Source organism: Candidatus Nitrosopumilus sp. (assembly GCF_965263415.1).
In the GTDB taxonomy this organism is placed as follows: Archaea; Thermoproteota; Nitrososphaeria; order Nitrososphaerales; family Nitrosopumilaceae; genus Nitrosopumilus.
In genome coordinates this window covers 1,352,327-1,367,859 of the sequence record NZ_OZ253671.1, presented here as the reverse complement: position 1 = coordinate 1,367,859, position 15,533 = coordinate 1,352,327, and the positions used below count along the sequence as shown (strand labels likewise).

Genomic DNA, 15,533 nt, shown 5'->3' with positions numbered 1-15,533 from the left:
TTTTCAACTCTTATCATCTTTTCTACTCTGAAATTTTATTTTGAATTTGTTGTAGCATACTTTTCACACTTTTAAGATTTGAATAATTAATTTTAACCCATTTTTGATAATCGTTAATCGAACCTATTTTAAAATTAGAATCATTAATCTTTTTGGCCACAAACCATAATTCTCTATATGCAAAAATAACTTTTCCAACAAGTAATTCTTGTTTGTTGAGAAATACTTGCATTATCTCATCTGATTCTTTTTCATATTCGTGTCCCTTTGGAATAACTTTTCCAAATTCTGTTTTCAATTCATGAAATCTTTCAAATACTTGATTACTATTTTTTCTCATTTTTCTTATTTTTTCATCATAATTTCTCAAAAATTCCCTTGCCCAATATTCTATTTCTTTTTTTTCTGAAAAATTAATTTTTGAAGTTTTGTCTATCTCTTCAATTACTTCTGAAATAACTTCTAAATGCCACTTGAAAAATTGTTGTAGTTTTTCTTTTTGTTTTATATGATTTAATGCCCATTCAAAAAACAAAATTACTTGTTCTTCATTTGAAAAAACCTTTGTAATGACTGGGTGAACCAATACTTTAAGCAATATAATTTTGAATAAAAACTGATTCTTTCTTGAAGATTATATGTGGATTATAATGATCTGTTTCATGGTTCAATACGAACTTCCAAGATTACCTTATGGATATGATGAATTGGAACCTTACATTGACACTGAAACAATGAAAATTCATCATCAAAAACATCATCAGTCTTATGTTGATGGATTAAACAAATCTCTTGAAGAAATAGGAGGTGCATCTCATCCTCAATACATCACATCCATACTGTCTGATCTAAAATCAATTCCTGATTCTGGCCGAAATAAAATCAATTTTTTTGGTGGAGGTTTTGAAAATCATAGGTTATTTTGGGAGATTATGACTCCTGATGGTGATGGTTCTCCTGGAGGAAAAATTGAAGATGCAATTGATGTTTATTTTGATAATTTTGATAATTTCAAACAAATTTTTTCTAACACTGCGATTGGAATTCAGGGAAGTGGTTGGTGTTGGTTAGTTTTTAATTCAACATACAACAAAATTGAAATCATTTCTACTGAAAATCAAACTAGTCCTTGGACCTTGCAGAAAATACCCCTATTGGGATTAGATATCTGGGAACATGCTTACTATCTAAAACACCAAAACCGCAGACCTGATTATGTTAAAGAATGGTGGAATGTTGTAAATTGGGATTATGTTGAAAATCGTTTTTCAGAACTTTCCGGGTAATGCTTGATTTGGACAAATTCTTTTAAACAAAAATTCAATTTTCCATACAATGAACAAGAGTCTAAAATATATTGCATTACTTGCAATTCTACCCTTGTTAACAACAGGTTTGGGAACTGACTATTTCTCAGATGCCGATGCTAAAAAAAGCCAAGGTACTGCAACCTCTCAATATGGTTCTAGTACTGGTATTTGTGGACTAGACCTATGCTCTAACTATCCTGGTGGCAGAGCTGGCTGGGAAGCAGATCAAGGTAGTACTACCACACCTGTAGCTCCAGTTGAAAAAGAAAAGATGGATGTCATGGAAGAATCTCATGAAAAAGAACACATGGAAGAAACCATGATGGAAGATTCTGAAGATTTAACTGAAGCAGACTTGGGTTCTGTACTTAGATTATCAAGAGCAAACGTTCCAGCAACAATTCCTCTGCATCAGGGTTACTATGATGGTGGAGATGTATACTACATCATCACCGATTCTAGTGACCCAACACATGCAGACATAATTACTGAACAACAAGGATGGCAAGTCGAACTTGCCCCTTTATTGAAAAACACTCCTGAAGAAGTACTCTCCAAAGTATACTTGTTTACCAACGGCATTGAAGGCGATGGTATACATGGATATCAAGGACAAGTATTCACTAGTACTCCTGCACAAGCAGATGTATACAGTGCATTAACTTCTCACATTCATGTAATGTGGAATGACGGTGTTTCACCAAGAGTGCTTGATTCAGAAGCAATGATCATGAAAGCAGCTGAGAATGATGAACTTACATTAACTGAAATTGATGTGGTTTTGAATATGCCTCAAATCATTTGGCCTGATGGTCAGATGATGGTAAAAGAGGACAAAACACTAACCGACACTACACCTTATGGTGGTGGACAGATTCTTGATATCGATACAGAAGAGATGAATGTAACTTTCATTGCCCATCGTGGATGGGGTCCTGATGGTAGAACAATCTATTACATTGTAACAGATGCTACCCCTAGCGGCCCTGCCGGAATGATGGGTGTTGTTAGTTCTCCAACATCTGCAAGTTTGATTGCAAATTCAGCAGCCGTTGATCTATTTCAATTCAAAAATGGTTTAACTGGTACTGGCCCATTAGGATTCCAACCCGGAATTGCTGCCGGAGCTCCTGGTGATGAAAATTACTCTCCTATGTGGAGAATTTTCATGACAAGTTGGACTAGTCCAGAAAATGCACAACTGTTAGAAACCATTGATGATTTGAATGCATACAGAGAAGCTGGCTTGATCGATATTGGTATTGCACGTCCAATGGATAGTGATCATATTGTCAACTGTCCATTCATTGACCCATTCCAATAAGATCTTCTTTTTTATTTTCTTACATCTGTTTAATTTATTTAGAAAATTCTAACAAATTTTTAGAGAATTAACTATACTGTTTATTTTGAATTATGTGAATAGTATTGTATGAGTATCGCAGGAATGTACATGTTAAATGTACCTGAATATCAAGAAGAAAAAATCCAACAAGCTTTAGACATGTTATACATTGATAGAAAAAATGAATTTAGAGAACTGTCTCAAGTTTTGTTAACTGAAAAAGCTCTCAAAGCCATGCCTAACTGGAAAGAATTTGTTTTGAACTTTAGTTTAGATGTTGAAGAGGCATTCAAGACTTGGTCTGGACAAAATCAATTACTGTCTAGTTCTCCCCAAAAAGCATTAACCATTCTGAGACAGCTTGGACATGATAAAACATCCATGAATCAACTTGTTCATTTACTTAATCTGTCGTACAGCATGTCTTTAGAATTCAAAGAGATTTACAAGCGTCTCAAATAACCCCTTTTCTTTTTTTCATAAACCTTAATTTGAACAATTTTTTCATAATTCTATATGGATTTCATGCTCGAAGAAGAACTGATCGATTTGATGACCTTTTGTCTGCAAAATCCCGACTCAACTGAAATTTCTGAAAAGCATAAACGAATTTCTGAAATTGGCCGCGAATTGTATGATGATGGTGGTGTTGATGCATTGGAAAATTTCTTTTTTGTATTGAAAAATAGAATTACTGAAGAAATAGAAAAAGATCCATCCCCTATGCGTTCGCTATGGAATGGCTTAACTGACGAATGGCAGTACTAAATTCCTAAATTAGAAATTTATCCTCTACCGATTCTGAAAATGGCTGTACTACATGTTGGGCATGTGCCTTTGATTGCAGGTTTGCCATTTTTCATTGTGTATGGTTTAGCGCCGCCGATTTCTCGTTTGTCTCGACACTTTACGCAATATCCTATTGTCATACGTTCACTAGGCTCAAGGTTCTATTAGCAAGAACTTGTTGAACTTTTTTCACAAATAGGCAAACCTCCGATCTTAACTATTGTGTTTTAGAACTATTTTTTTCGTATTGGGTGTTATTTTGATCAATTTAGGAACAAATTATACGTATTTCTTAAATAATTATTATTTTTGTTCCATCTTTTCTTTTCATTTTTGATCAGTATTTCTAAATTTGATCAGTTCGTGATGTTTTGTTTTTAACAAAAATGTTTTGTCTACACAAAATTTAGTTTGAATTATTCATTAATTTTGTAATGTTGTCTATATTGTATACTTGAATCATAGTTTTTCAAAATTTTTGATTATCGTACTTTTCTCACTTGTTATTTTTCCCGGGTTTAGTGTATTGTAGGGATCAAACTGTTTTTTTATTTTTTGAAATGTTTCATAGTTTATTTTTCCATATTGTTTTTTGATAAACTCTGAACGTGCTAACCCATCACCATGTTCAGCAGTTATTGTTCCTCCAATCTTGATGATTTCATCAAAATATTGTTTTGCAATATTTTTGATCAATGTAGTTTTTTTTCTTTCTCCAATTAATCTTACATGAAGATTTCCATTTCCAATATGGCCATACATTACTGATTTTGTTTTGAATTTTTTATTGATCTTTTTTAATATGTTGAATAATTCTGGTAACTTTTCTATTGGCACTGCTGCATCTTCAATCACATGGGGGATTCTGCTCTCTTTTTTTATGTTTTTGAGGCTGTAATAGAGCGATGAATCTCTATATTTCCACCATTGGAAGATATATCGTTTTTTTGTTAATTTTTTGACTATATTTCCTGAAATTATTGTTTTGAATTTTTTCTCGTTTTGAACAATTTTTTCATCATATTCCACAAAAAGTAAACATTTTGTATTTTTTTGAAATTTATGATTAATTTGCTGTAATACTACTTTATCAACAAACTCCATTGCAGAAGGATTTGTTTTGTTGATTAACATACAATCATCAATTGCATTTTTAATTGCATCATATTCTATTACAAAAAGAATTCTTTTTTTTGGTATGTTTTTTATTTTTAATTTTGCTGATGTAATAATTCCTAATGTCCCTTCAGAACCAACAATAATTTTATGACTATCTTTTTTTGAATTAATTTTGTCTATTCTATATCCTGAAGAATTTTTAGAAACATTTGGAATCTTTTTTTCATTAATTTTTATTTTCTTTTCAATTTTGTTTGATATTTTTTTGTCTTTTGGAAGAATAATTTTATTACCATTACCGTCAATGAACGTTATTTCTAATACATTATCAATTACACTTCCATATTTTAAACTCCTACTTCCACTCGAATTGTTTCCAAGCATTCCTCCAATTGAACAAAATGATCCGACTGAAGGATTTGGTGGAAAAAATTTTTTGCTACTTGCTAATTTTCTATCTAATTTTCCTTTTACTACCCCTGTTCCAACTACTGCATAATTTTTTCTTATTTTTATTGAATCAAAATTCTTCATATCTAAAATAATTCCGTCATTTAATGCCCCACCAACTAAACCTGTGCCTGCTCCACGTACAGTTACACTTGTTTTACATTTTTTTGCAATTTTTATTGTGTTTATTACGTCCTTTTCATTTTTTGGAATAACTATTGTTTTTGGAAAAATTTGATATGAACTTGCATCAACTGAATAAAACTCTCTAAATTCATTTTCTGAATGAACTTCTCCTTTGATGATTTTTTTCAATTGTGTTTGAACTGGATTCATTTAATAAATCTAAATTCTAATTCGATAATAATCCCATCGCTCTGGGTCAAATTTTGCCACAAATTCTGCTTGTTCTTTTTCAATTCTTGCATTGATCACATCTCTTAATGCAAAACTTGTAAGATACTTGAATTTTTTAGAATGTGCTTGCATTACAAACATGTGTCGCATTTCACTTCCTCCTTTTAATCCCCAATACCCCATTTTTACTGCAATTGGTTCCAAAAATACCGTATTGCCCAAACCATAATTTTCATCTCTAATTTCTTCTCTCAAGTTATAATTTTCTAGTAATCCGCCTTTTGCGTATCCTACAATTTCTCCATTTTTATCATTTAGTCTTAATGTCGTAATGATTGTGTCTGAATCTTTAACTGACTCCTCAAAATTGTCTAAGAATTGCAGAGGTCTTGGTAATTCTAACAAAATATCGTGTAATGTGTTGATGAATTCTGGTTCGTTTCTAGTTGACATGCATTCTATAGTTGGAACTAATTTCAGATTTTTATATGCACAATCTGCTTGAATTGTTATTTCCTGTTGTCTGATTCTCATAAATGACAAAACTGTATCAAAAAAGTTTTTTCTCATTTCATTTGAGAGTACTTTGAGAACTGGTTTGACCATTTCTGTTTCCTTGTTTAATAATTCTTCAAAATATGCTACTGCGCTTCTAACAATTAATGATGGTCTCCATGCAAGAGCATGTGCGTTCATCTTGGCCATTTCCATGGCTTTTGCAAAATCCCCTAATGCATATCCGCTAACTCTGTCTACTACAGTAAGATACCATCCAATATCCATGATGTGTTTTTGATACTCTACATTGTTTCTTGTTAACTCTGAATTGTGAAAACATTGTTTAATTTGCTCTTCTGCATTTTTTTTTAATTCTCCCATCCATGGATATGTTGTTCTTAAAATCAATACTTTGATAATTTCTAAATCTATATTTGCTGTTTTAATTAATTGACTAAGCTTTCTATCAGTTGCAATAAATTTTAAAACACTTTCTTCATGTGGTTTGTCTACACTTTTTTCTGGATCAAAATCATGAAACAACGCTGCAACATATAGATATTTGACATCTTCATGTGTGAATTTTATTTTTTCTTGTTTTGAAGCTAACAATGAAAAATATGTTACTTCTAATTCATGATTGATGTTATGATATCCATAATAATCTCTCCCTAATCCTCTACTCTCAAACAAATCAATAGTGTAATCTAACATTTCAACATAGCAATCATCTTCTAATTGATTTTCTATTAGCAAATCCAAAATATTGTTTCTCATAACTTGGGTATTTGCAAATAACTGCATATCCAAACGATCTTTTTCTTCTTTTTAAAGTTGATCTGAAATTCAAACAGTTGTTTCCTTATGTAGAAAGATTCAATAGAATTGTAATTTTTTTGTTTTTAAATGACTGTAGATAATAATCTCTTAAAATCATTAATTGATTTTTCTGAATCAGACTCATTAGAATTTGCACTCCATCTAAAAGATAATTTGTATACTTTGACCCATGTTCAAATTTCACATTCTTCTATTCCTGTAAATGAGCCCACAACTCGTGGAGGAGTATATTTTTCAGATAAATTTGCATACAAAATGAAAGGAACTGTTGACGATCTTTCAATTGTTCCTCTGCTTACAAAGAAAATGCTTGGGCCAAATACTGAATTTGGCGAACTGAAGATAACCTCTTCTATTACTCTTGAAAATGGTGTAAAAAATCTAGAAATCCATACAAATCTTACAAACAGTGTACAAACTCCTGATTCTATAGAACTTAGTATGATTATTGTAAGGCTGGAATCTGTCTAATCCACAAAATACTTGTCGTATCTTTCTCTACTCTCTTCCTCAGACAGAATCTCATATGCTTTGTTTAATTTTGACATCTCTTCTTCTGAATCTTTCTTTGTTTTATCTGGATGTGTCTTTTTTGCAAGTTCCCTGAAACTTTTCTTTATTTCTTCTTGTGTCGCATCTCTTGGAACTTTTAAAATCTCATAATAATTTGGTAGTTCATCATTTCGTGCAGCTTCTCTGAATTCTTTATCTTTGGCAGTGTTTTTTCGGGTTCCAATTTCTTCGTAATCATCCCCCCAATCTGAGTGATATTTTTCGTTTGTTTTGTCTTTTTTTGATTCTAATTCTTCTTTATCATATGCTGTTTTTCTTCTAAGAATGATGTCTCTTGCCAAAAATAGAAACAATCCAATTACTGCTATGGAGAATCCTCCAAATATGATAATTTTTTCTTCATCTGATACTTCTAATTCCATATCTAATTCTTTTTCTTGTCCATATGATGTTTGAACCAAAAGTAAAACTAATGAAATTAGAAAAATACTAGTAATCTTCAATGTTTTTCACTATGATAATCTGAAATCTTCTTTTGCAGTATTTAATACTACATGTGTAATGGTGTTTTCAACATTGGGGATGGATGCTAATTCTTTGACAAATTTGCTTAACTCGTTTCTTTCTTTAAATTTTGCAATGATTATTGTATCTGTCGAACCCGTAATATCGTACACTCCACAAACATTTTCAAATTTTGATATTTCTTCTTCAACATCTACAACTTTATCGTTCTTTGCAATGATTTCAATTATTGCAGTAAGTGAGTATCCCAACTTTTCATGATCAATTATTGCAGAATAACCGTTAATGATCTTCTCTTTTTCCATTTTTTTGATTCTTGATAGAACTGTAACTGTGGACATTCCTAGTTTTAGTGCAAGTTGCCTTGCTGATAGTCGTGCATCTACCATCAAGTTTCTGAGAATTTTTTCATCTGTTTTATCTAAATTCACATACTTTGTACTGGAAAAATTTATTTAAATTTTCATTAATTTACTGTAAATTTGTTTAATTTGTCAGGCTCACCCAATTCTCTGATTTTTCAAATTTAATACAAATACAAAATCACATCATTTATGGAAAAAATTCAAGAACTTGTATCTCAAGGTAAAATTCTCTTAGAGGATGGAAAATTTGATGACGCACTTGGATTTTTTGAGCAAGCCCTTCTTTTGAATCAAGATGATCCTGATTTGTGGAATTACAAGGGTATCACATTACGAAGTCTTGGTCGATATGAAGAAGCAATGGATTGCTTTAACAAATCTCTGAAAATTGATCCTCGAGATAGATATTCTTCTTGATCTAGTGTTGACAAATAGTGAATCTATATTATTAACAAAATATTATCTGGTATATTGAATGATGTAGATCGTATGTTGGCAGAAGCCTATGAATGTATTGAAGAAGGTGACTTTCATGATGCTCTTAGTCTTTATGATCTTGTGTTAAAACATGAACCCTCAAACATTGGGGCGCTCATTGACAAGGGCGTAACTCTCCAAAACATGGGTAGAATAAAACTTGCAATCAAAACATACAACAAAGCATTACTGATTTCCCCTCAAAACATTGATGCATTACTAAACAAAGGAACTGCATTACATTCTGCTCAAAAATATGATGAAGCAATGGACTGTTATGATGCAGTTTTAAAAGTTGATAAAAAATGTGCAATGGCATTGGCCTACAAGGGATTATCTTTGGGCGAAACTGGAAAACTTCAAGATGCATTAAAACATTTTAAAAAAGCATTATCTATTGACAAAGAATTTGATCTGGCAAGTATTTCAAAAGACATTGCTCAAGATTTACTAAAATCAATTAATGAAACTAAAATTAAAACACAGTAACATCGCCTGGTGCAGGGTCTCTGTTTGTCTCCTTTTCATGTGATTCAAAAAACTCCTTGTGTTTTGAATTTTGATGTTCTCTAAGATCATCCAAATTTTCAAATCCTTCGTGACACAGATAACATTTTGGCTTGTGTTCGTCTACTAGAGGAAGTACCATTATTCTGATATTTTTATTTGCCTACTTATTTCTTGAGCCTAACTAAGGAATATATCATGATGATGTTGTTTTATTGCATGTTAGAGCAATTAGCAGGTGATTCTCAGGCATTAGATCGGGCAATTGCAGGCGAAGATTTGTCTTACAAAGATGGTTTAGAGTTAATGAATTATGATAATTTGCATTTACTTGGTGCAGTAGCTGATGCTCGAAGAAAAGAGTTAGTTGGAGATACTGTTACTTTTGCAGCATCTTATTACATGAATTACACTAATGTCTGTGCTGCAAGTTGTCAAATGTGTGCATTTTACAGAAAAGATGGTGCCGATGATGCTTACACACTAACTCCTCAAGAAATTGAGCAAAGAGTTGGAATTGCAAAACAAATGGGTGCCACTGAAGTCCATATTGTTGGAGGGTTTCATCCAAAACTACCTCTAGAATATTATGAAGACATGATGAGAACAATCAAAAAGAATCACCCTCAATTAAACATCAAAGCATTAACAGCTGCAGAAATTTTCTATTTGTCAAAACTTACAAAAAATTCTACAAAGGAAATTTTATCTCGTCTCAAAGATGCAGGACTTGATTCTATGCCTGGTGGTGGCGCGGAATTGTTTCATCCAGAAATTAGAAAACAAATTGTTCGAGGAAAATGTACTGGACAAGAATGGTTAGATGTAATTGAAGAGGCACACAACATGGATATTAAAAGCAATGTAACTATGCTTTATGGCCATATAGAAAAACCTGAACACATTGTTGATCATCTTATCAAAATTCGCGATTTACAAAAGAAAACAAATGGCTTCATCACACTTATTCCTCTTAAATTCAGCCTTGATAATACTGAACTAGAACAAGAACATTTGGTAAACAATGAATGTTCTTCTGTGTATGACTTGAGAGTTATTGCATTGTCTCGTTTAATGCTTGCAAATTATTTGAACAACATCTCTGTTTATTGGGTTGCATATGGCAAGAAACTAGCTCAAGTTGCATTATCTAATGGAGGTAGTGACTTGGTTGGTACTGCCTTTTCTGAAGAAATTTACCGTGCTGCAGGAAAAGCAACTAGTTCTTCAGTAGATGAACTTGCAACTATGGTAAAAGAAATAGGACGTGCACCTGCACAACGAAATACTCATTTTGGAATTTTAAAGAATTTTTAATTTAGATGTTTTTTAATAGACTCTAGTTTTTCTTTTCCACTTTGTTGTTTGTCTTTTCTTGAATCAATTTTTATTATTACTTCCACTCTGTCAATTCCTAGATTATGCACAGTTTCAGTCATTCGCTTTGTAGCCTTATTGATTACATCCATGTCATTTGATTCTAGAATGGTCCCCATTGGATTAATTTCATATTTTAGATTCTCAATTTTTTGAATTGACTCTATTGTTTTTGCAATGTAAAAACTTGCACTGGTAGTTTTTGTTGCCATTGGATAAATGCTAATTTCTGCATGAATCATTTCTTTTCTTTATTTTTTGATCTAAAAAAATCTTGAACTATTCCGCAGGTTTTTTTTGTGTTTTTTTAGTGCTGCCTTTTCTACGTCTTGCTCCAAAGCTTATCAAAACTAGTAAAAACCCTACACCAATTAACAATCCATACAATAATTGTAATGCTTGATTTTCATCTTCAGCCACCATTAAATCGATAATCTCCTCTTCAGTCATATTTGCATGGCCTGTCGGTCCTTCACCTGTTGTGACGCCAATTATCACGCCTACCACAATCATGGCAATGCCTCCTGCAAAAATTTTCTTATCTATTAGCACCAACTAATATTATTTTGAATCTATCATATATTTAGGAATTGGATACTGAACTCTTAATTTTATTCTTGTAGGCATGTTTTAACGATATATTGTATTGTTATCTGAAAATTTCTAAAATCCTTCTGGTGGCTTTTGCACAAATACATTACAAATGAGTGCATCTGTTTTTTTATCTCTGTATTGTACGTTACACGAAACAAATTTTCCTTTTAGAGCTCTTTCCAAGTCTTCTTTTGTTTTTTCTTCATATTGTGGTTGATCAGGATCGTCAATCTTACTCATAATGATTTTTTCAACTTTCCCATACTCTTCTTGATTGTCTTTTCTAGTATGACTAATCAATAATTCAAATGCATTGTTTGTAAGAATATTGATCACTGCACCACCAATACCATCTCCCATGATTATTTTCTATTTTTGTTCTATAATTACTTGATGGCTATACTTAACTCAAAGTCTGGTACAAGTTCTTTTTCTTTTGCCATCTCAAATAATTTTCTAATTGATTCTTCTCCAGGGTCTCCCATGTTGACAGTTACTTTATTCACATACATTTTGACAAATTTTTCAATCAAGTCTCTTGGCTTTCCTCTTGAGTATTGCATTGCATACTCTATTGCATCTTCTAGATTGTCTAGTCCGTATTCTATTGATGTTTGAAGATATTTGTCAAATTTGTGGATTGTCTCCATCCCCAAATCAGTTTTCATAACATTAATTCCAAGTGGGACTGGTAATCCGTTTGTTGTTTTATCCCACCATTCTCCAACATCTAGGATTTTGACATTTCCTTCTTGTTCATAGGATAACTGTGTCTCGTGAATAACTAGTCCTGCATCAACTTTGCCTGATTTTACTGCCTCTGGAATATCACTAAAATTCATTTCAACATAATCAAACTTTCCAATCATTAATTGAAGCAACAAAAATGCTGAAGTCATTTTTCCTGGAATTGCAATTTTAGATTTTTTTATCTCATCGATACTCATCTGCTCTTTTGCAGTAACAATTGGACCATATCCGATTCCAAAACTTCCCCCACTACGCAATATTGTATATCCTGGAATGTATGCACATGCATGAACTGAAACTGCTGTTACGTCTAATTCTGGATCAGTAGCTTTACGATTTAATTTCTCAATATCTTCAATAATGTGGTTTACTTTGAAATCTGGTGATGGAACTTTTCCTGTAAACATTCCATAAAACATGAATGCATCATCTGAATCAGGAGTATGGCCTACTGAAATTTCCATGTTTTTCTCCTAAGACAATCGTAATAAAAATCAAAACATGTTTTGAACAGATTTTCTAATATATGCCAAAAATACATTCAAACTCATGAATACCATTAATGCATTTGAGAAAGACATTCATCTGCAAGTTGATTTTTTAAAATCCTTTAAAAAACAAAAACCAATTACAAAACCTCTTCAAAAAAATACTCTTTTTACTGGCAGTGGTGATTCACTGATCTCCTCAATGCTTGCTGAATCTTTTTCAGAAGGGGCAATACGTGCAATGGATCCTTTAGATTTGTACAAAACCAAACATTTGGTAAAATCAAAACGAGTCTACTTTGTTTCAATCTCAGGAAATACCATTACAAACATCAAAGTTGCAAAAACAGCAAAAAAATCCATCGCGATTACTTCAAAATTAGATAGCAGACTGGCAAAAGCATCTGATGATGTAATTTTACTAGATGCTCCAACCAACCATGTATTTACCGCAGGAAGCATCACATTTTTGGAAAGTGCCCTTACTTGCATCTCGCTTGTCAAACTCCTTTCTATTCCAAAACCTGATGGAATATTCAAAAAAGCAAAGCTTGATGCTAAAAAAGCCAAAATCTCAAAAAAGATCTATGTTCTAGGCAACCTCTTGACATTTCCTCTTGCCATGTTTTGTGCAGCAAAATTCTATGAGGTGCTGGGCTATGATGTTCATTATTGTAGAATAGAACAATTCTCTCACATGGAGTTATTTTCTGCAAATAGAGATGATACTGTGATAATATTTGAAGAAAAAAACACTCACAACAGGCAACTTGCCAAAAACCTTGCCAAAGTTGGCATTAATGTAATTCATCCTAATATGCCATCTGGAAAGATTTCTCAGATATTGTATTGTACATTTTTCTCCGAATTTCTTGCACTAAATGAGGCAAAAAAGAAACACAAGAAAGACTGCCATTTTGTTACTTCAAAAAAGATTCGTGATGTAAGTAATCAAATGATCTATTGATCTTTTTGTAAGGCTAAGATTTAATAGCTGAATCCTAGGGTTTGCGAATATGGTAAAATTCAAGTCAACAAGCGATGTTATGAAAATTATCAAAAATAAGGATCAGATCCGAAACTTTGGTGTAATTGCACATGTTGACCATGGAAAAACTACCATGAGTGACAGCCTTTTAGCTTATTCTGGAATCATTGCTCCATCAGCCGCTGGTAAAGCACTTGCCATGGACTTTGATAAAGAAGAACAACAAAGAGGAATCACAATTTATCAAGCAAATGTTACTTTACTTTTCCAACAAAAAGACAAAGAATATGTCATTAACATGATTGATACCCCTGGACACGTTGACTTTAGTGGAAGGGTAATTCGTAGTCTTAGAGCAATTGATGGTGCAGTAGTTGTATGTGATGCAGTTGAAGGTATCATGACTCAGACTGAAACTGTAACTAGAATGGCACTTGAAGAGAGAGTAAAACCTGTATTGTTTATCAATAAAGTAGATAGACTCATCAAAGAATTACGTTTAACCCCTGAAAAAATGCAAGCACAACTTGCAGAAGTTGTTTCAAACTTTAACCAATTAATTGACACTTATGCTGAACCTGAATACAAAGAAAAATGGAAAGTTTCAATTCAAGATGCTAGTGTAACATTTGGCTCTGCAAAAGACAGGTGGGCAATCAATGTTGATTTGATGAAAGAGAGAGGAATTACATTCAAAGATGTTATTGACGCATATGAAAATGAAAAGGTCGCTGACCTTGTTGAGAAAGCACCACTAGCTGATGCAGTACTTGGAATGGTTGTAAAACATCATCCTGCACCTGCTGAAGCCGTAAAATACAGAATTCCACAAATTTGGAAAGGTGATTTGGATTCAGATGTTGGAAAGGCATTACTTGCTTGTGATGACAGTGGCCCAACAATTATGATGATTGTAAACATGGTATTAGATCCTGCAGCAGGCCCTGTTGCAATTGGAAGGCTGTTCTCTGGAACTATCAAAGATGGCCAATCCATTCAAATCATAGATGAAAAACGTGAAGGAAGAGTTCAATCTGTAAACTTTTTCATGGGAAACCAAAGAGAACAAGTTGGAGAACTTGGAGCTGGAAACATTCCTGCACTATTAGGATTAACTGAAGCTAGAGCAGGTAACACATTATCTACTGTTAAAGACATTCCAATGTTTGAAGGTGTCAAATATGTTTCAGAACCCGTAGTTCAAGTTGCAATTGAACCAAAACATCCTAAAGATTTACCTAAACTCGTTGAAATTTTAAGACAACTTACAATTGAAGACCCAAACCTTATTGTAAAAATAGATGAGGAAAGTGGTGAAACTATTGTTGCAGGAATGGGTGTTTTACACTTGGATGTTGCAACACATAGAATTCAGGATGCAAAATGTGAAATTGTCACCTCAGAACCTTTGATTAACTATAGAGAAACTGTAAAAGCTGGATGTGAGCCAATCATGGCAAAATCCCCAAACAGACACAACAAAATTTTCATGAAAGTTGAACCTTTAGAGCCAGAAATTGCACATATGCTTAGAACTGGTGAAATCAGTGATATGAAAGACAAGAAAGTAGTTTCTGATTTACTCAAAGGTGCAGGATGGGATACTGATACAATTAAGAGAGTTATGAAATTTGATTCTCGTGGTAATGTTTTGATTAACGGAACAAAAGGTGTTCAATTTGTACAAGAATCAACTGATTCTATTAATTCTGGATTTGATGAAGTAATGAAAGAAGGCCCTCTTTGTAAAGAACAGATGAGGGATTGTAAGTTCATATTTACTCACTTTGTTCCTCACGAGGATACTGCACACAGAGGTTTGTCTCAATTAGGTCCTGCATCTCGTAGAGCATGCATGGGTGCATTACTAACTGCAGGAACAGCTGTCTTGGAACCAACTTTAGCTATTGAAGTACGTGTTCCAACTGATCTAGTTGGAAATGTTGCAACAGTTCTTTCTGGAAAACGTGGTAAAGTTTTGGACATGTCTCAAAAAGGCGCATCAAGCATTGTTACTGGTGAAATTCCAGCTTCTGAAACCTTTACCTTGTCTGAAGAGATGAGAGGTCAAACAGCAGGACGTGCAACATGGAATACTTCATTCAAAGAATGGACCGAAGTTCCAAAGTCAATGTTGGCAACAGCTGTTGCTGATATTAGAAAGAGAAAAGGACTTGCACCAGATCCTCCAGGTGCAAACGAATTCATCGATAAAGAGTAAAAATAGAATGCCCCCTTTTG

Annotated in this window: 21 protein-coding genes; 10 read left to right on the top strand and 11 right to left on the bottom strand. The window is 33.0% G+C overall.

What is annotated here, in order from left to right; genetic code table 11:
- Positions 1–22: 22 nt before the first annotated feature.
- A complete protein-coding gene (locus tag ACQY22_RS08830; RefSeq protein ID WP_428324321.1) occupies positions 23–586 on the bottom strand; it encodes a hypothetical protein in 564 nt (187 codons plus the stop codon).
- 76 nt (positions 587–662) lie between these two features.
- Here ACQY22_RS08830 and ACQY22_RS08825 point away from each other — a divergent pair, with 76 nt between their 5' ends.
- From ACQY22_RS08825 to ACQY22_RS08810, 4 genes are all read left to right on the top strand, one after another.
- Positions 663–1,286, top strand: a complete 624-nt coding sequence (locus tag ACQY22_RS08825; RefSeq protein WP_428324320.1) for a superoxide dismutase — start codon at positions 663–665, stop codon at positions 1,284–1,286.
- Positions 1,287–1,335: 49 nt separating this feature from the next.
- Positions 1,336–2,634 (top strand): DUF7482 domain-containing protein, encoded by a 1,299-nt coding sequence (locus ACQY22_RS08820; protein WP_428324319.1) that lies wholly within the window; start codon positions 1,336–1,338, stop codon positions 2,632–2,634.
- A gap of 108 nt (positions 2,635–2,742) precedes the next feature.
- Positions 2,743–3,117: a hypothetical protein gene (locus ACQY22_RS08815; protein ID WP_428324318.1), complete on the top strand. Its 375-nt coding sequence runs from the start codon at positions 2,743–2,745 to the stop codon at positions 3,115–3,117.
- Between the two features lie 54 nt (positions 3,118–3,171).
- Positions 3,172–3,423, top strand: coding sequence for a hypothetical protein (locus ACQY22_RS08810; RefSeq protein ID WP_428324317.1), 252 nt, complete (start codon positions 3,172–3,174; stop codon positions 3,421–3,423).
- 17 nt (positions 3,424–3,440) lie between these two features.
- Here ACQY22_RS08810 and ACQY22_RS08805 read toward each other — a convergent pair whose 3' ends face one another.
- The 3 genes from ACQY22_RS08805 to ACQY22_RS08795 form a co-directional block, all read right to left on the bottom strand.
- Positions 3,441–3,584 (bottom strand): DUF5679 domain-containing protein, encoded by a 144-nt coding sequence (locus ACQY22_RS08805; protein ID WP_012215116.1) that lies wholly within the window; start codon positions 3,582–3,584, stop codon positions 3,441–3,443.
- A gap of 319 nt (positions 3,585–3,903) precedes the next feature.
- The gene (locus tag ACQY22_RS08800; RefSeq protein WP_428324316.1) at positions 3,904–5,349 is read right to left on the bottom strand and encodes an FAD-binding oxidoreductase; all 1,446 of its coding nucleotides are present in this window, start codon (positions 5,347–5,349) and stop codon (positions 3,904–3,906) included.
- Between the two features lie 9 nt (positions 5,350–5,358).
- Positions 5,359–6,672 carry an HD domain-containing protein gene (locus ACQY22_RS08795; protein ID WP_428324315.1) on the bottom strand — a complete coding sequence of 438 codons (1,314 nt, stop codon included), beginning with the start codon at positions 6,670–6,672 and terminating at the stop codon, positions 5,359–5,361.
- Between the two features lie 102 nt (positions 6,673–6,774).
- Between ACQY22_RS08795 and ACQY22_RS08790 the strand changes: the two genes are divergently transcribed.
- On the top strand, positions 6,775–7,179 hold the full coding sequence (locus ACQY22_RS08790) for a hypothetical protein (protein WP_428324314.1): 405 nt from the start codon (positions 6,775–6,777) through the stop codon (positions 7,177–7,179).
- On the opposite strand, the gene ACQY22_RS08785 is transcribed toward ACQY22_RS08790, so the two are convergent.
- Both ACQY22_RS08785 and ACQY22_RS08780 read right to left on the bottom strand, forming a co-directional pair.
- Positions 7,176–7,724, bottom strand: coding sequence for a DnaJ domain-containing protein (locus tag ACQY22_RS08785; RefSeq protein ID WP_428324313.1), 549 nt, complete (start codon positions 7,722–7,724; stop codon positions 7,176–7,178). The genes ACQY22_RS08790 and ACQY22_RS08785 overlap by 4 nt on opposite strands.
- A gap of 9 nt (positions 7,725–7,733) precedes the next feature.
- Positions 7,734–8,177: an Lrp/AsnC family transcriptional regulator gene (locus ACQY22_RS08780; protein ID WP_428324312.1), complete on the bottom strand. Its 444-nt coding sequence runs from the start codon at positions 8,175–8,177 to the stop codon at positions 7,734–7,736.
- 123 nt (positions 8,178–8,300) lie between these two features.
- Here ACQY22_RS08780 and ACQY22_RS08775 point away from each other — a divergent pair, with 123 nt between their 5' ends.
- Both ACQY22_RS08775 and ACQY22_RS08770 read left to right on the top strand, forming a co-directional pair.
- Positions 8,301–8,528 (top strand): tetratricopeptide repeat protein, encoded by a 228-nt coding sequence (locus ACQY22_RS08775; RefSeq protein ID WP_428324311.1) that lies wholly within the window; start codon positions 8,301–8,303, stop codon positions 8,526–8,528.
- Between the two features lie 54 nt (positions 8,529–8,582).
- Positions 8,583–9,077 (top strand): tetratricopeptide repeat protein, encoded by a 495-nt coding sequence (locus tag ACQY22_RS08770; RefSeq protein ID WP_428324310.1) that lies wholly within the window; start codon positions 8,583–8,585, stop codon positions 9,075–9,077.
- On the opposite strand, the gene ACQY22_RS08765 is transcribed toward ACQY22_RS08770, so the two are convergent.
- Positions 9,064–9,237, bottom strand: a complete 174-nt coding sequence (locus ACQY22_RS08765) for a hypothetical protein (RefSeq protein ID WP_428324309.1) — start codon at positions 9,235–9,237, stop codon at positions 9,064–9,066. The genes ACQY22_RS08770 and ACQY22_RS08765 overlap by 14 nt on opposite strands.
- A gap of 77 nt (positions 9,238–9,314) precedes the next feature.
- Here ACQY22_RS08765 and ACQY22_RS08760 point away from each other — a divergent pair, with 77 nt between their 5' ends.
- Positions 9,315–10,412, top strand: coding sequence for a radical SAM protein (locus tag ACQY22_RS08760; protein WP_428324308.1), 1,098 nt, complete (start codon positions 9,315–9,317; stop codon positions 10,410–10,412).
- Here the strand turns inward: ACQY22_RS08760 and ACQY22_RS08755 are convergent.
- The 4 genes from ACQY22_RS08755 to ACQY22_RS08740 form a co-directional block, all read right to left on the bottom strand.
- Entirely contained in the window at positions 10,409–10,714 is a 306-nt protein-coding gene (locus ACQY22_RS08755; protein ID WP_428324307.1) for an MTH1187 family thiamine-binding protein, read from the bottom strand. The two genes, ACQY22_RS08760 and ACQY22_RS08755, sit on opposite strands and share 4 nt — an antisense overlap.
- A gap of 37 nt (positions 10,715–10,751) precedes the next feature.
- On the bottom strand, positions 10,752–11,024 hold the full coding sequence (locus ACQY22_RS08750; RefSeq protein WP_428325543.1) for a hypothetical protein: 273 nt from the start codon (positions 11,022–11,024) through the stop codon (positions 10,752–10,754).
- Between the two features lie 111 nt (positions 11,025–11,135).
- The gene (locus ACQY22_RS08745; protein WP_428324306.1) at positions 11,136–11,426 is read right to left on the bottom strand and encodes a hypothetical protein; all 291 of its coding nucleotides are present in this window, start codon (positions 11,424–11,426) and stop codon (positions 11,136–11,138) included.
- 26 nt (positions 11,427–11,452) lie between these two features.
- Positions 11,453–12,280 carry an MqnA/MqnD/SBP family protein gene (locus ACQY22_RS08740; protein ID WP_428324305.1) on the bottom strand — a complete coding sequence of 276 codons (828 nt, stop codon included), beginning with the start codon at positions 12,278–12,280 and terminating at the stop codon, positions 11,453–11,455.
- An 85-nt stretch (positions 12,281–12,365) separates the two neighbouring features.
- On the opposite strand from ACQY22_RS08740, the gene ACQY22_RS08735 reads away from it, so the two are divergent.
- A complete protein-coding gene (locus ACQY22_RS08735; RefSeq protein WP_428324304.1) occupies positions 12,366–13,271 on the top strand; it encodes a sugar isomerase in 906 nt (301 codons plus the stop codon).
- A gap of 49 nt (positions 13,272–13,320) precedes the next feature.
- Positions 13,321–15,513: an elongation factor EF-2 gene (locus ACQY22_RS08730; protein WP_428324303.1), complete on the top strand. Its 2,193-nt coding sequence runs from the start codon at positions 13,321–13,323 to the stop codon at positions 15,511–15,513.
- The last annotated feature ends 20 nt before the right edge of the window (positions 15,514–15,533 follow it).

Coding starts and splice junctions, on each gene's coding strand:
- ACQY22_RS08825 (WP_428324320.1), top strand. CDS start 663: ATGGTTCAATACGAACTTCCAAGATTACCTTATGGATATGATGAATTG.
- ACQY22_RS08820 (WP_428324319.1), top strand. CDS start 1,336: ATGAACAAGAGTCTAAAATATATTGCATTACTTGCAATTCTACCCTTG.
- ACQY22_RS08815 (WP_428324318.1), top strand. CDS start 2,743: ATGAGTATCGCAGGAATGTACATGTTAAATGTACCTGAATATCAAGAA.
- ACQY22_RS08810 (WP_428324317.1), top strand. CDS start 3,172: ATGGATTTCATGCTCGAAGAAGAACTGATCGATTTGATGACCTTTTGT.
- ACQY22_RS08805 (WP_012215116.1), bottom strand. CDS start 3,584: ATGACAATAGGATATTGCGTAAAGTGTCGAGACAAACGAGAAATCGGC.
- ACQY22_RS08800 (WP_428324316.1), bottom strand. CDS start 5,349: ATGAATCCAGTTCAAACACAATTGAAAAAAATCATCAAAGGAGAAGTT.
- ACQY22_RS08795 (WP_428324315.1), bottom strand. CDS start 6,672: ATGCAGTTATTTGCAAATACCCAAGTTATGAGAAACAATATTTTGGAT.
- ACQY22_RS08790 (WP_428324314.1), top strand. CDS start 6,775: ATGACTGTAGATAATAATCTCTTAAAATCATTAATTGATTTTTCTGAA.
- ACQY22_RS08775 (WP_428324311.1), top strand. CDS start 8,301: ATGGAAAAAATTCAAGAACTTGTATCTCAAGGTAAAATTCTCTTAGAG.
- ACQY22_RS08765 (WP_428324309.1), bottom strand. CDS start 9,237: ATGGTACTTCCTCTAGTAGACGAACACAAGCCAAAATGTTATCTGTGT.
- ACQY22_RS08760 (WP_428324308.1), top strand. CDS start 9,315: ATGTTAGAGCAATTAGCAGGTGATTCTCAGGCATTAGATCGGGCAATT.
- ACQY22_RS08755 (WP_428324307.1), bottom strand. CDS start 10,714: ATGATTCATGCAGAAATTAGCATTTATCCAATGGCAACAAAAACTACC.
- ACQY22_RS08745 (WP_428324306.1), bottom strand. CDS start 11,426: ATGGGAGATGGTATTGGTGGTGCAGTGATCAATATTCTTACAAACAAT.
- ACQY22_RS08740 (WP_428324305.1), bottom strand. CDS start 12,280: ATGGAAATTTCAGTAGGCCATACTCCTGATTCAGATGATGCATTCATG.
- ACQY22_RS08735 (WP_428324304.1), top strand. CDS start 12,366: ATGAATACCATTAATGCATTTGAGAAAGACATTCATCTGCAAGTTGAT.
- ACQY22_RS08730 (WP_428324303.1), top strand. CDS start 13,321: ATGGTAAAATTCAAGTCAACAAGCGATGTTATGAAAATTATCAAAAAT.